Source organism: Vibrio sp. VB16, from assembly GCF_015594925.2.
Taxonomy (GTDB): Bacteria; Pseudomonadota; Gammaproteobacteria; order Enterobacterales; family Vibrionaceae; genus Vibrio.
Genome location: NZ_CP087591.1, coordinates 1,502,971 through 1,518,525, shown reverse-complemented (window position 1 = coordinate 1,518,525; position 15,555 = coordinate 1,502,971). Strand labels below are relative to the sequence as shown.

The following is a 15,555-nucleotide window of genomic DNA, read 5'->3' as shown; positions in this document are numbered from 1 at the left end:
ACAAAACAGAGAATATAAAAACCAAAAAGGGAACACATGATGTGCTCCCTTTTATACTTTTCTACTTTCTTATTCGTTGACTATCCAGCTACTCTTTATAGGGATTACCTCTCACCAAACGCGACACTCACGTTCGTGTAAATCGGTTTCCATAGATACTGGAATACAGATTTCTCACCAGTGGTGATATCTACCTCGCCCGTCATACCTGGCAAGATAGAAAAGCTCTCCGGATTATCACGGAAATATGGGACATCCACCGAGACGACTACTTCATAATAGATTTCACCGCGTTCACTTTGACTTGTGGTTGGCGAAATACTCTCTACCGCTCCTTTTAATGCCCCAAAGCGGCTGTAATCAAACGCATCAATCTTGATTCGAGTCGGCTGCCCTACACTCACAAAACCAATATCTCTTGGCGACAAACGGGCTTTAAAGTCAGCTTTACCACCAACAGGGACGATCTCTACCACGGTCCCACCCGGCTGAATAACACCACCGTTTCGTGTGCTTGGCAGGCTTTGCACCAAACCTTGTAGCGGCGACACCAACATGGTGTTGGTCAATTTTGCTTGGCTTGAGCGTACTCTCGCGTTCAGGGCTGATAAGTCAGATACGGCTTTAGAACGATCATCGCTCACTTTAGCTTTCGCCTCCGCAAGAAGCTGTATGATTTTTTGATCATTACTGTCAGCTTGTCTAATCAATACCGACTTCTTACCACGAGCTTCTTCAATTTTTTGCTCGATACTTGCCAACTTCTGGCGCATTTCAAGCACCCGTAACCGTGAAATATTACCCGTTTTGTAGCCCTTTTCTAATATATTCAACTCTTGCTTAGTCGCATTCAACTCTTTCTCATAACTCGGCAAGGTCTTTTCTACGCTACGAAGCTGCTCTGCAATTTCCTCGCTCTCTTTCTCAAGCACCACTCGCTTTTGGAAATAGAGTGCTTTTTGCGCATTCAACTGCGCCTTTTGTTGGCTAACAATCTCTGGGTAATCTACTTCAAACTCCGCAAGGTTGGGCTCTCGTTGCTCAAGCAAAGCATTCATGCGTTCAACACTGGCTAGAAGCGTCACTTGTTGAGATTTGAGTTCTTCAAGAGCGGTACGTTGAAAGGTCGCATCAAACTCAACAAGAGGCTGACCTTTCTCAACCAATTGACCTTCTTTCACTAAGATTTGTTTTAACTTGCCACCGATTGCACTTTGTAATACTTGCTTCTCGCCTTCAGGAATCACAGCTCCTTTGGCTTTGGCAATTTCATCAACTTGAGTGACCATAGACCAAGTAGCAAAAGCAATAACACATAAGGCAACCGACCACGTCGCCAAAGTCAAAGTACGAGCCGTATTTTGCGATTCAACAAGTTCACCGTAGCGCTTGCCCTGTTCAATAGGTTGTTTAGCCATTAGCGACTCCTTGCTTAGACTGTGATTGTTCCTGAGAAGCAGCATGCTGTTGAGCTAACGGGTCTTGAATAGATGACTGCTGAACTTGAGTTTTTTCTTGAGGCTCCTGTGATTCTTGAGGCTTTTGTGGTTCTTGCGGCGGCTCTGGTTCTAAAGGCCCAGCATAAACGACTGCACCTTCATTTAGAACCACCACTTTATCGGCAAGTTTGATTAAATCCGGATCGTGTGAGGTGTAGACCACCGTTGCCTTTCCTTTTTTCGATAGCACAAACTCACCAAAGATACGCTTGGCGTTTGGATGTGAGTCTGGCACTGGATTATCCATTAAGAACATTGGGTAATCATAAACCAGAGCTTTTGCATCAATGAGGATCTGCGCAACGCTACCTGACAACATATCAAAAATGCTATCCGGTTGGATGCTACTAATGGAAGTATCTAACCCATTTGGTAGTGTGTTGAACCAGCGTTTCCCTCCAACCATATCAATTGCAGAAATCATTCTCTGTTCTTCGACTTTATGCCCGTCGTTTAGCCACTCTCGTATACTCAACGTCAATAAATCCGGATAAGCAGCTCGAATCAAACACCAGTGGCGGTAAAGTTGCGGGTCGTATTGAACAAGGTTAACGCCATCAAGCTCAACCATACCATTTTGAATAGGCTGTAAGCCTGACAACACTTCAATCAACGTAGACTTACCACTACCAGAAGGCCCGGTAATAGCAACAACCTCTCCCGCTTCGATCTCAAAGCTCACTCCGTTCAATGCCGGGCGACTCTGCTTGGGATAACGCAAAGTTACTTGCTCTAACTTCAAACTAGGCGCTACCGATGACAACGGGTGATGCTGATAGCTAAATTCTCGCTCAGAAGGTTGAGAAAGGATACGGTTCACCTGTAGTTTGGATTGATTAAAGCTATTAAAGCGCATCGCACTGTTCGCCAACATTTGAGCCGGACCTGTCACTTTGGATATCAACATCATGGACGCGATAAGACCACCGGGAGTCATAACTTGTTCGAAAATCAGCCCTATCCCTAATCCCATCACCGCTAAGGTTGAACCCACACCAATAAAATAATAAATGGAGGTATATCGGCTCTGTAAAACCGACTGGTTAAACGTCACCGTTGACGCGAGGAGGTTAGCTTTTTTGAAACGTTGAATCCAATGTTGAGAAAAACCGGCACTGCGGATAAAGGCGAGTTTGGATGACAGCTCATTAGTCATGTTTTGACGATTAGTACCCGCGACTGTCGATTGCATTGAACGCTTGCTGCTTGAACGTATCGACCGTTTTGCCAATAAGTAATAAAGAATCAAAGATATGATGGGTACTAAAACTAACCAACCTCCTAAAATGCCAATCGCTAACACAAAAATAAGAATGAATGGCAGGTCAAAAAGAGCATTGCCTAGTGGACCAGATAACACACCCGAAATACGCTCTGACAACATCACCTGATTCTGTTGACTAGAAGATGCCGTTTGCTGATTTTGAGCGTAGCTATTTCGAAGCAAACGTTGCACTAAGGATTGGGATATCTCACGACTCACTCGGTTCGAAACTGAAGCAAACACTCGGCTGCGCAATGTTCTTAGCCAACCCATCATCACAAACAACAAAGACGCGCCAATGGCGATACCTTGCAACTCGTGCGCCGCGTCACCGCCAATCACGTGGTCATAAATCGACATAGTGATAAATGGAACAGTTAATGCAAACAAGTTGGTGACAAAACTGACCAGCAGTAACTTAGGAATGATTGGGCGAAACGCATGTAACCTTTCGCCAACCCAATCAGGAGACCCCTTTTCTAATGGCGGACCTTCTACAACGATACAAAACTGGGGGGAATTCGTAATATCGTCAGTGGAGTCCGAAGCAATAAACTGTTTTGATTCAAAATGACCTAAGACTAACTCATTCTCACTCAGTACCAATAACAATAATTTGTGGTCACCGACTTCGTCTAAGTCGGCAACTAGGCGGTATGGCAGTGCTAACCTATCGAACAAGGCAAACATATCGTCAATCGATTCTATGCCATTTTCATCGACCCATTGATGTGCAAACAATTGGATATTTGCGTTCACTTCCAATTGCTTAAGAACAGAAAGGCTCTCGGTTTCTAAATGGTTCATCATCTCTTGTCGCCCGCTCGTATCTGGGCGGTTGCTCGTATTTGAACGGTTGTTAGCATCTAAACTATTCATACTACGGCCTCCTGATTACTTTCACTTTTGACCGTAATGGCTCGACTTTCCACTGTAATGATTCGGTTAGCTAACTCGCGAAGTTTCGAATAGTAACTGACCATCAGTATGGTTCGTCCTGCCGAGACTTCTTGCTCCAACACCTTAACTAGGTTCCCAAGGGCATCTAAATCTAACGAAGAGTCAGGCCTTTCTAGCATAATGACGGGCTTGTCACTTGCTAGCTGAGTCGCGATATTGAGCATTTTCACATTCCCCATACTCAATAAAGAAGCACTCGTATGGCCAATTTGAGTTTCTAACCCATCCGGTAAACGGGTAATTTCTTTGGTTAAACCAAGACGCTTTGCATAGTCATTGGCGCTTTGTGTCCTCTCGGGATCAAAGCCACACAAGTTGTCGAGTATAGTGCCCGACACCAATTGTCCTTTAACGCCACAATAGGCTGCAATGTTGGTTACGGATGCAATTGAAACGGATTCCCCGTTAATGAAGCACTCACCCGCTGTCAGATCATCAATACCTGCAATCGATGATAGTAGATGGCTGTTAATATGACGGTCTTCACTTTCCAGAAGAACCAGCTCGCCTTTATTCAACATCAAGTCCACTTGTCCTAGTGCACTGTACCTTTCAACCGTTGCTTGTTTAATCTCCAAAGTTTCAAAATCGGTAAGCGTTGCTTGAAGTTGATCAGGAGTGGTATGGGTAAAAGTCGATGGCTTGGAGACAGGATGTACAGTAACCGACTTGTCACTCAACTTTTCTATTGCTTGATTAGCACTGTGTATTGAATTGAGCTTAATTCGGACGCCAACCAGAGCACTTAACGGTGCAACGGCCCTACCCGATAAAATGGAACATGCCGCCAGTCCACCTGTGGTCAACTGGCCATCCAACACCCATAAACTACCGGTAATCACGAGCAACACTGAAGTCGCTAAGGCAGCAAGCTGAATACATTCTTGTGCGAACGCATTCTGTTCTTCTTCTCTTGCTTTGGATTGAGAACGAACATTGTTGAGGAACTTAAACTGATTAAAGATTCGAGACTCGACGGCCTGTCGCTTGATTCCTTGAACTGTTTGGCTCAGCAAAATCAAAAACGCTTTTCGCTCCTGCTCATCTTGAGACGCTTCTTCACTTAGGCTTTTAACGCGAATAGAAGATAGCCAAACAATACCGAGTGTAATTAGCCAAACTACCAAAGGTATCGCTACCAGCTCACCGCCGATGTAAGCCACCAAACCTAAAAAGATCAATGCAAAAGGTAGATCAATAAAACCAGCGATAATCCCACCTGAATACCAATCTTTGACTTTTGATACGGAGCCGAGCCCCTCTTCTACACCACCAATACCCAGATGGCGAATATGGTTTGATGAAGCGGTGGTTACCCTTTCAACCAAGGTTTGATACGTCGCTTTTTCTGTATTACTGGCAGCAGCAGAAAGAAGCCAAGTTCGTACAAACCTAATGAGTGCTTCCATTGCAACAGCCAAAGTCGCACCCGCTAAAAGTAGAGTCGCGGTTCCATAACTTTGGTTAGGTAAAATACGGTCATAGATTTGAAGTACCGTTAGAGGAACGGCGAGAGAGAGTAAATTGATGAGCAAAGAAGGCAGTAGAACTTTTCCTACTACCCCTTTGTTTTTTACTGAACTGACGGGCATACACAATCCTTATCCATACTTATAAAATAAGATTGGTACATAAACCTAAGTATTGCAAGGTAACGAACTGATTTTACGTATTTTTTAATCCTCCAGTAAATCAATATTCGGATTGTTGTCTGGATTTAATATTTAGCTAGAAAAAGGTACTGTCAACTTACTAAATTGAGTCGTAGTATCCCAGTATATGACCCCTTAACTACCTGTAGTATCACTCCATGTAGCAAAGGCAACAATACTGCTATTTTGTAGAACTCGACACTACACAAGTGCTTTTGTAAATTGAAGATGTTATACATTAAAGAGAGAATACTGAGGAAGCGCTGTGCGTGTGACCTACTTTTAAATCTTCGCATTTGCTGTTCTCTCAATCTTGTTGGTTGATGGGGACTTTCACACCGACTGTTGTGATACTTCTCTTAATCATGAATTGAGTCGGGAATTTTTTATTTTCTGTCGCCGTTCTTGTTACTTTTAATAAACTGAATTAGTGGCGTTAGCATTGCACCCTCACCTGTTTGGATTTCAATATCAGTTCCTTTGGCTCTCATTTTCTGAACAGATGGTAACAACAGGCGTATTTCTTTATTATCACTATTTGTTAGCACGACTATATTTTCAGATTCTATTGCTCTAATCGTCAGTACGCCATATTTTATTGATTGAATTTTTTCACCTATTATTATAGATTTTGGTGGCACTAAACGGTCAACAAATTGACCAGACCTCAGTTTTGTTGAACTAATTGAGCGGATATTACTCGTATTTTCAAAACCCACTATAACGGTATAACAATTGTAATAATATAAAACCGTCGCATAACCATGTCGATTTGTTTTAAATTTCGTGCCAATAGCCATATCTAGTGGTGCTTCCATTCGTTTCACTGAGAACTCCCAACATTAGCATTTGTTCATTAATATAAATTCATGAATGTTAATTTCTTTATTCCTACCCAGAGAAAAATAAGATACCTCAGAAATTTACATTCAACATAATCCAAACATAAAAAATGTCATACAAATAATATAATCTCCCTCAATTTATTTCATTGAATCTTGATAAACATAGAGAATAAAATAGAATCACTAATTAGGATGAATAGTAAAAATAAATATCGAATATAAACCATAGAATATATTTAACATTCGTCATGCTAATTCAAAATATATTATTATTTTTAATACGTATACTTCTGTTATGGGCCAACATTTCTAATGTTTCTGAAACGTCCCTGACCGAAATAGTATTCATGCATTTTGGAAAGGGATAAATGCAGTTATTTTCGGAAAAAAGATGTTCATGCTCTCTCTTGCAACCACTAAAATACCCGTGCATTCCACAAGGCTGGAGGGGACACCCTGACTCCTTGTAGTGAATATACTGACCTGGGTAAGTTACGCATTCAGGTCTAGAGCTTCCTAGTATAACTAAAACATTCTTCGCATTAACCGCCGCAGAACCATGTACCATAAAACTATCAAGACAGATACCTGCAAAGCTATGTTTAACAATGGCGAGAGATTGCCTAAGAGAATAACCCTCAGTTGATAAATCGACAAAAGAATATATGCCAGAAAAATTTTCCTTTAATATTTCCCAGTTACTACTTTTCCATATTCTATTAGACTATGTCGATACAGATTGATACCAGACAAGTTCATGAGGGTATCTCATAACCTCTTTCATTGCCCATATATTTTCATTTTTATCAATAAACACCTTAGAGTAATGTACGAGTAGTCTATCTCTTATTTACTCTTCTGCCATTTCAATCATATGAATATAACTGGGACGATATGGAAATGATTTATGTGGAACTCTAATGCTTATCGCCATATAACTAACACTCCAACTATATTTTATATAGCCTTATATCAAACATATATAAAGTGTCATTTTATTTTTTTCAAAAGAGTGGTTCTGGTTCAAAAACTAATTAGTTACGCTATTACTGAATTAATTAGAATCAGACTCTTGAATTATTCAACATGTTGGACGGTTATTATTCTTTTATTGTCAGTGAATATGTTCGGTTAGATGGCTCTGAGGGGCTGGCTATGCCATTCTTACCGACATGGGGTGATTTTCATTCAGTTCGAGTAAGTCCCAAAGGTTTCCATAAAGATCTTCGAACACGGCAACCACACCGTAATCTTGTTCTTGGGGAGGCCTAACAAATTTAATACCTTCTTCTACCATTCTATTATAATCACGCCAAAAATCATCCGTGTTTAAGAACAGAAATACACGACCTCCAGACTGGTTTCCAATAAAGTTATGTTGTTCTGCCTTTGACGCTCGTGCAAGCAGCAGAGTGACACCATTAGAACCAGGTGGAGACACGACAACCCAACGCTTATCTTGCTCTGGCTGGTAGGTGTCTTCGACTAGTTCGAATTTCAATTTGTTAACGTAAAAATCGATAGCTTCATCATAGTCTCTAACGACTAATGCTATATGGACAATTGACTGTTTCATAAAAGATTTTCCTCCATAATCGTTGGTTTAGCTTTACTGCACCTTATACTAGGTTAAAAAAGCTTTTGATCAACATCATACCCATAAAAAAGCCAACTCGACGTTGGCTATGATTGTTAGCGTTGCTTGAGTTAACAATTTATCAACCACCCGCCAACTTAACGGTGTAACCTTTTTTCTCTAGGTGAGCCTTAATTTTGTCACGATTGTCACCTTGTATCTCAATGGTCCCATCTTTTACAGAACCACCGCAGCCACAAACCTTTTTAAGTTCTGCTGCGACTAATTTAAGTCCTGCATCATCTAAATCCAGCCCAGTGACAATACAAACACCCTTGCCTTTTCGTCCTTTGGTCTGTTTCTGTATCCTTACGATACCATCACCCGTTGGGCGGTTTACTTTTTGTTCTTCTGGTTTAATTCGGCCGATTTCTGTTGAATATACAAGAGACATATTATTTCTTTCTTATTGCCGCTACCGCGACGTGTTTGTCAATATGCTTTTTGATAGCATCTTTAGAGCCCTTAATAAGCTTGCCATTAAAAAAGCAGTACCAGGAGTTTTTAGCTCCACTGTCACTCTTTAATAGCTGGCCATTATACTCTTCATGTTGCTCAGTTACTTCTTCTTCTTTTTTAGGCGCGAGAGACGCAAATTCGATAGGATCTATAATGGTCGCGGTATCGCACCACCAATCTACCGATTTCTTAACCGCTGGCAAATTACCAGACAAAATCTGCTTTTTAATCCTGACATGCCAAACATCTTTATCAGCACCGGATTGAATGCTGTAGCCTCTATGAAACGTCGTAGCCATAATGAATATTCTTTTTGTTTTTCGTCACTATATAATAATTGTAATTGTCACATATTCAAGTATATTCTTTCATTCAACTCATCAAGTTATAGTGCACTATGATCAAGAAAAACATCCCCCCAATAACGGATATCATAGTGCGTGATATAAGTAGAAAAAAATATAATAATCATATAGTTAACGATGACATCAATCAGTTAACAGACACGCAATATTCGCATAGTTCTGTGCTTGCTATGACAACCGACTGGAATAGATTTGTCTCGTTTTGTGAAGCAAAACATGTTAACGCCCTGCCAGCATCTATCACAGCAATACGTATGTTTCTCGAGTATGAGTCTAGAGAGCGTAAGTTCGCCTCCATAAGACGTTACAGCATCACTATTGGCACCATACATAAACTACATAGCTATCCAGCCCCAACCGCACATCGCCAAATACAATTTACTCTGTCGCAGTTAAGGCTTCAAAAACAAGGTGATGCGAGACAAGCAAACGCCCTGACAACAAAACACCTTGATTCATTAGATGAGTTATTGAACCGGGAAGATACGTTACGGGGTCACCGTGATCTTGCTCTTTATTACATCATGTTTGAGTGTGCTCTGAAAAGAACCAACCTAAAGAACCTGCAACTGAGTGATGTAGATCAGATCGACAATCAGTGGTGTGTGAACTTGAATAACATGACATACAAATTGAGTGACAAAGCAGGCTCTGCCCTATCTAATTGGACTCAATTTCTTACGGGTTCGCAAGGGTATCTTTTCCGTCGTATAGACAAACACAGCAACATTGGAATGCATCAACTCGATGACTCGTCAATCTATCGGATCCTTCGAAGAGCCAGTGATCGATTAGGTTTGTCCAATCACTACAGATTCACAGGACAGTCAGCCCGAGTGGGTGCAACTCAAGAGCTTGAAAGGCAAGGCTACAATATAAGGGATATCCAAGATTTCGGTCGCTGGCTTAGCCCCGCTATGCCAGCGCAATATTTACAGATGAAGCGTGTCGCGGAAAACGAAATGACCAAATATAAAGTGATTAAACCTTGGGATTAAGCGCGCTCTTTATTGCGCTAGCTAAAAATTCACTGAACTGATGTCCGTTATGTTCAACCATTTTAGGAAACATAGAGATCGGTGTCATTCCAGGAAAAGTATTAACCTCATTCAGCAAGAGTTCATTTTCTTCGGTTAAGAAGAAATCGATGCGAGATAAGTCCTTCAATTTCATTTGATTAAATACGGTTTTACTAAACGTTTCAATATCCGATAACTGTTGTGCAGTAAGGTTGCTCGCTTCAACTTCAGTATGAGAATGGCTATCTGCACTGTACTTCTCTTCATAAGTGTAAAAGGCATTGTCTGGTGCAATCACCTCGCCAGGTTTACTTACAAATAGCGTTCCTTGATATTCGTACGCTGCAACTTCCAATTCTCGCGGTTTGACCGATTTTTCGATGAGAACTTGATCGGAATAGTGAAAAGCAGACTGAATAGCTTTTACCAACTCGCTCTTTTCAGTGACACTGTAACAGCCAACAGATGATCCCTGACATGCAGCTTTAACAAAAACTTTTTCCCATTTATCAAAAGCTTGGGATGCCTTGTCTAATGATTTCTGGTCAGCATCAACCAAAAATAGATAAGGCGTATTCGGGATCCCAATCGCGTCGTACCATAGTTTAGAGGTGATTTTATTGAAGCTATTTGTGCTCGCTTCAGCCCCACAACCAAAATACGGAATACCAGCAAGTTCGAACATTGACTGAAGATCCCCCGTTTCGCCTGGGTATCCATGTACACACGGCACAATATAGTCAATTTTGATTTCACCAGTATCAGATATTAGCGCCTTTTTATTGATATCCAAATTGACATGTGCACCATCAAGCAGCCACGCATCTTTGGTGATTTCCACAAAGTGGACTTCGAACTCTGGTTGTTTCTGGAGTTGATCCAATAAATAAGCCGCAGATACCAAAGAGACTTCATGCTCTGAAGAACCGCCACCACATAAGAGAAGAATAGATGTTTTATTCATTTTTAAGATCATTCCGCGAAACAACAACATTATTATCGAATTCTAATCATAACCAATTGATACCGTAGGTACAGTAAAAAATAGAGCCCAATACAATCTAGCCATTTGTTCGTTCAGAATTCAATCAAAAAAAGGAACCCAAGGGTTCCTTTTAATAATTTGAGCAAAATAAATCGCGACTATACGCCAGTTGCAATATTACTTAATCTTAACCAACTTCGGATAAGATGAGTTTTTAATCTCGTCTAGGCTTCTAACAAACGGTTTTAGATCTCTAAAGTACTTAGGTAATGTTTGAATTGCGGCTTTCGCTTCAGACTTGGTCGCATAATCACCATATAAAACCGCATACCAATCTGTTCCTTTCACCTGTTTGTGATGCTCCCAAACCGGATGAGCCTCTGGTAACTGGTTTGCATAACTCAACGCTTTCTGAGAACTGCCTACGGCCATAACCTGTATGGTGTAACCAAAACGCATCATATTTGCTTCTTGCTTTTGAGTAGGCGGCAAGATTTTGATCATCTTGTTGCTAGAACGCGTGGCAGTAGACGGTTTGGGCTGAGATACTTGGGCTTTAACCACTTGTTGTTGTGCTACCGCGGTAACCCCAACATCGGATTCCATTACAGTCGACTCTTTCATCGGTTCGACCATTGGTTTAGTTTTATACTCTTCTTGATGACTCTCACTTGTCACATTGGTGATCAATTCACCAGATGAACAAGCGGTAAGCAAAATAGACAAAGCAATAATAGAAATATTTCTCATAAACAATTCATAAGTTCCTTAATAAGCTACGCAAATCATGCCTATTGAACGCAATATAATCAAGTAGATAATACTAATAGATACTATTAGGATGTGAGCTAAGACACAGTCTCGCTGAACAATTCGGTATGCTCTGTCACATAGATAAAGTATAGACAATTCATTCAACGAGAAATCTATTATTATTGATGAACCGGTATATACCCGAGGTTTCTATGAATAATATTTCTAAACTGCTTAAGCCGACTTCTATCGCGGTTATTGGAGCATCAAACCGACCTTTTAGGGCTGGTGAAGTAGTCATGAATAATCTGTTGAAAGGCGGGTTTCAGGGCGCCATTATGCCGGTTACACCCAAATATAAGGCAGTATGTGGTGTACTTGCTTACCCCTCAATTGATAAATTACCTATTACGCCTGATATCGCCGTTCTCTGCACCAATGCGTCACGCAACGTAGAAATATTTAAGCTGTTAGCCGAAAAAAAGGTGTCGGCAGCGATTGTACTGTCATCCGATATGCATATTACAAATGGCGACGGGGAAACCATAGAACAACAGTGCCTCGCTATCGCGAAAGCGAATGGCATTCGAGTGTTAGGTGCAAACAGTTTGGGTCTTATCCTTCCTTGGTTAAACCTTAATGCCTCTTTTTCGCCTGTCAGTGCTGCGAAAGGCAACATCGCTTTTGTTTCTCAATCGGCGGCGGTTTGCACGACCATCTTAGATTGGGCAAACGACAAAGACATCGGTTTCTCTGCTTTTGTATCCATTGGCAATGGAAGTGATATCGACGTGGCTGAATTGCTTGATCACCTCTGTACCGACAGCAAAACATCGGCGATCCTTCTCTATATAGACTCCATTAAAGATGCACGTCAATTCATGTCAGCTGCGCGAGCGGCTTCTCGAAATCGGCGCATATTGGTCCTTAAAGGTGGCCGAACACACGCTGGAAGAAGAGCTGCGCAGCGTCACACCGGCGGCAATGATACGTTAGATATCATTTATGATTCAGCGATCAGTCGAACGGGTATGTTAAGAGTTAAAAATACCCATGAGTTGTTTGCAGCCGTGGAGACACTTACTCACGCGGTGCCATTAAGAGGCGAAAGACTCGGTATCATTACCAACGGTGGTGGCCCATCAATAATGGCCGTGGATACTTTGCTAGAGCGAGGTGGCAAATTAGCCGAACTCAGTGACGATACTATTAAAAAGTTGGATCAAGCGCTTCCATCAGCATGGTCGAAAAGTAATCCCATCGATATGATCGGTGACGCCGATAAAAATCGTTATGTAGACTCGGTAAATGCACTACTCGACAGCGATGATATAGACGCCCTTCTGATCATGCATAGCCCGTCCGCAATCGCACATTCTATTGAGACGGCTCAAGCGATAATCGATTGTGTAAAGGCGCATCCACGACACAAACGCTTCAACATATTGACCAACTGGAGTGGCGAGAAAACCGCAAGAGAAGCACGGCTTTTATTTACTCAAGCTGGCATTCCAACCTACAGAACCCCCGAAAGTGCCGTTGTCGCTTACATGCACTTAGTGGAATATAGAAGAAATCAGAAACAACTCATTGAAACCCCCACCAGTTCGGAGCAGATCGATGTCAAAAACAAGCAACAAGCACGCAGTTGGATAGAATCCAAGCTTGCCAATCAGATTGAGTCCCAACTTACAAAGCAGAACCCAAGCGAAATCAGCCCAGAAAATGAAACCAATACATTGGTACTGGATACACACGAGATAACGCCATTACTGTCGAATTATAAATTTACCGTATTAGAAACATGGATAGCGCAAGAGCCGTCTGAAGCCGTTCAAATTGCAGACACCATCGGTTATCCCGTGGCGGTAAAACTTCGGTCACCAGACATCGCCCATAAATCAGATGTACACGGTGTGGTTCTGAATTTACGCAACCCTATAGAGGTTCAAACCGCTGCGCAATCTATCCTTGATGGTGTGCAACTGAACTACCCTTCTGCAAATATTCACGGTTTGTTAGTCCAAGCGATGGCGAGCCGAATTGGTGCCTATGAATTAAGAGTTAAGGTCAAAACAGACGCCACCTTTGGCCCTGTAATCATGCTGGGCGAAGGGGGATCGGAGTGGGATGAAAGCATTGATGCTGCTGTTGGTATCCTACCTTTAAACATGGCATTGGCAAGATACCTTATTATCCGCGCCATTAAGGGGCACACGATAAGGCCCCAGAAAACCAGCAATCTTGACATCGATCTACTGTGTGACTTTTTAGTCCGACTTTCGCAAATGATCATCGACAACCCACAGATCCATGAACTGGATATCCATCCTCTTCTTGTTGGGCACAAGTCACTAACCATATTAGATGCCGACCTGACTCTAAAACCGTTTACCGGCGACCCACACCAGCGATTAGCTATCCGTCCTTACCCGGTAGAATTGGAAGAGTTTGTGACCCTAAAAAGTGGTGAAGAAGTCAAGCTTCGCCCTATCCTGCCTGAAGACGAACCTGCTCACGCCTCCTTTATTCATAATGTGTCCAAGGAAGACCTCTACAAACGCTTCTTTACTGAAGTGGGTGAGTTGAATCATGAAGCGTTATCCAACCTAACCCAAATAGATTTCAACCGAGAGATCGCTTTTGTTGCCGTCACTCAAAAAGGTGAGATATTGGGTGTATCTAGAGCCTTAATCAACCCGGATAATACCGATGCAGAATTTGCTATCCTGATCCGTTCTGATCTTAAAGGTTGTGGTTTAGGCCGAATATTAATGACAAGAATCATCGACTTTTGCAAAAACAAAGGCACAAAGCAGATGTCAGGCATGACAATGCCGACCAATAGAGGGATGTTAACTCTGGCACAAAAACTTGGTTTTGAACTCGACGTTCAATTTGAGGATGGAACTGCTGATATGTTATTGATTCTTAATTGAACTTTTTACTTACCAACAAAAAAGACCGCATTGCGGTCTTTTTTTAATTCAAATAGGGAAAACACTATTTAGACTTCATCTCTTTTCGCACCATAAGTGCCGCTGCAATTATAAAAACAATAATTAAACCCAGCTCCATATTTCCCCCTCAAAATGTGTAAAAACAAAAGTTATAAAAATGTAGGTAAGAACTAGTCACATACTAGCAGCAGAGTCGGTCAATTAACACGCAGATAACCATTTTATTTTTGAATAGCGATACTGATCAATAACCGCCGTCGTATTATTTCTAACATTAGAAAGTAAACATTACTATTTTGTTGGCTTTACCCCATTAATTATTTATCAAATAAATAAAATGGACTCTTATATCGGTAAAATCGTTGCAAGCCCTTTAGCGCTATTTCAAGGAAGACAAAAGAGGTTCAGATGAGTATTGAACAGTTATCTATTAACTGTGACATGGGTGAAAGCTTTGGCCTTTGGAAAATGGGCGAAGATGAAGAAGTTATGCCGTGGATAGACATGGCGAATATCGCCTGTGGCTTTCATGCCTCCGACCCAAATATAATGTCACAAACCATTCAGTTGGCCCTGAAGCATTCGGTAAAGATAGGGGCTCATCCCAGTTATAACGACATTCAAGGTTTCGGACGACGTTCGATCGCCCATACAGAGGCTGAAATCACCCACTTGGTACTCTATCAACTTGGTGCAATAAAGGCACTTACAGAACTGCATCAAGCAAAGGTTGAGTACGTAAAGCCTCATGGTGCGCTTTATAACGACATGATGCGCTCGCCGGCCATATTTAGAGCCATCGCCAAAGCCGCGCAAGTTTATTCACTGCCGCTTATGATTTTGTCGACCTCAGAAAATCAACAATACTTAGAAATGGCCGATGATTTTAATGTGCCGTTACTATTCGAAGCCTTTGCTGATAGAACCTATTCTGATAATGGACAGCTTTCCCCAAGAGATCACCCCAAAGCCGTAATACACAATAGCGACGATATCTATTATCAAGTCATGCAGATAGCAAAGTATGGAAGCGTTACGACCGTTACTGGACAACCGTTAGCAGTACAAGCGGATACCGTTTGCATTCATAGTGATAATCCCCACTCTATTGCTTGTATTCGTAAAATTAGAGAATCCATTGCCAATTTATGAGACCGA

The 15,555-nt window shown here is 41.7% G+C and carries 12 protein-coding genes; 3 read left to right on the top strand and 9 right to left on the bottom strand.

All coding sequences use genetic code 11. The features are described 5' to 3' along the window. Positions 1–104 precede the first annotated feature (104 nt). The 7 genes from IUZ65_RS23175 to IUZ65_RS23140 form a co-directional block, all read right to left on the bottom strand. Positions 105–1,418 (bottom strand): HlyD family type I secretion periplasmic adaptor subunit, encoded by a 1,314-nt coding sequence (locus tag IUZ65_RS23175; RefSeq protein WP_195706358.1) that lies wholly within the window; start codon positions 1,416–1,418, stop codon positions 105–107. Continuing rightward, positions 1,411–3,642, bottom strand: coding sequence for a peptidase domain-containing ABC transporter (locus tag IUZ65_RS23170; RefSeq protein WP_195706357.1), 2,232 nt, complete (start codon positions 3,640–3,642; stop codon positions 1,411–1,413). Before IUZ65_RS23170 ends, IUZ65_RS23175 begins: the two co-directional genes overlap by 8 nt. Continuing rightward, entirely contained in the window at positions 3,639–5,315 is a 1,677-nt protein-coding gene (locus IUZ65_RS23165) for an ABC transporter transmembrane domain-containing protein (RefSeq protein ID WP_195706356.1), read from the bottom strand. Before IUZ65_RS23165 ends, IUZ65_RS23170 begins: the two co-directional genes overlap by 4 nt. A 446-nt stretch (positions 5,316–5,761) precedes the next feature. Further along, positions 5,762–6,202: a hypothetical protein gene (locus IUZ65_RS23155; protein ID WP_195706355.1), complete on the bottom strand. Its 441-nt coding sequence runs from the start codon at positions 6,200–6,202 to the stop codon at positions 5,762–5,764. A gap of 1,171 nt (positions 6,203–7,373) precedes the next feature. Next, entirely contained in the window at positions 7,374–7,796 is a 423-nt protein-coding gene (locus tag IUZ65_RS23150; protein ID WP_195706354.1) for a VOC family protein, read from the bottom strand. A 142-nt stretch (positions 7,797–7,938) separates the two neighbouring features. Beyond that, positions 7,939–8,250 (bottom strand): stress response translation initiation inhibitor YciH, encoded by a 312-nt coding sequence (yciH, locus tag IUZ65_RS23145; protein WP_195706353.1) that lies wholly within the window; start codon positions 8,248–8,250, stop codon positions 7,939–7,941. Between the two features lies 1 nt (position 8,251). Continuing rightward, positions 8,252–8,614 carry a DUF3319 domain-containing protein gene (locus tag IUZ65_RS23140; protein WP_195706352.1) on the bottom strand — a complete coding sequence of 121 codons (363 nt, stop codon included), beginning with the start codon at positions 8,612–8,614 and terminating at the stop codon, positions 8,252–8,254. A gap of 137 nt (positions 8,615–8,751) precedes the next feature. Here IUZ65_RS23140 and IUZ65_RS23135 point away from each other — a divergent pair, with 137 nt between their 5' ends. Continuing rightward, positions 8,752–9,678, top strand: coding sequence for a tyrosine-type recombinase/integrase (locus IUZ65_RS23135; RefSeq protein ID WP_231363620.1), 927 nt, complete (start codon positions 8,752–8,754; stop codon positions 9,676–9,678). Here the strand turns inward: IUZ65_RS23135 and IUZ65_RS23130 are convergent. Together IUZ65_RS23130 and IUZ65_RS23125 are read right to left on the bottom strand one after the other, a co-directional pair. Continuing rightward, a complete protein-coding gene (locus tag IUZ65_RS23130; RefSeq protein WP_195706351.1) occupies positions 9,662–10,663 on the bottom strand; it encodes a D-alanine--D-alanine ligase in 1,002 nt (333 codons plus the stop codon). The genes IUZ65_RS23135 and IUZ65_RS23130 overlap by 17 nt on opposite strands. A 198-nt stretch (positions 10,664–10,861) precedes the next feature. Then, positions 10,862–11,434: an SPOR domain-containing protein gene (locus tag IUZ65_RS23125; RefSeq protein WP_195706350.1), complete on the bottom strand. Its 573-nt coding sequence runs from the start codon at positions 11,432–11,434 to the stop codon at positions 10,862–10,864. Between the two features lie 215 nt (positions 11,435–11,649). On the opposite strand from IUZ65_RS23125, the gene IUZ65_RS23120 reads away from it, so the two are divergent. Both IUZ65_RS23120 and IUZ65_RS23115 read left to right on the top strand, forming a co-directional pair. Next, a complete protein-coding gene (locus IUZ65_RS23120) occupies positions 11,650–14,376 on the top strand; it encodes a bifunctional acetate--CoA ligase family protein/GNAT family N-acetyltransferase (protein WP_195706349.1) in 2,727 nt (908 codons plus the stop codon). A gap of 429 nt (positions 14,377–14,805) precedes the next feature. Next, positions 14,806–15,549, top strand: a complete 744-nt coding sequence (locus tag IUZ65_RS23115; RefSeq protein ID WP_195706348.1) for a 5-oxoprolinase subunit PxpA — start codon at positions 14,806–14,808, stop codon at positions 15,547–15,549. Positions 15,550–15,555: the final 6 nt, after the last annotated feature.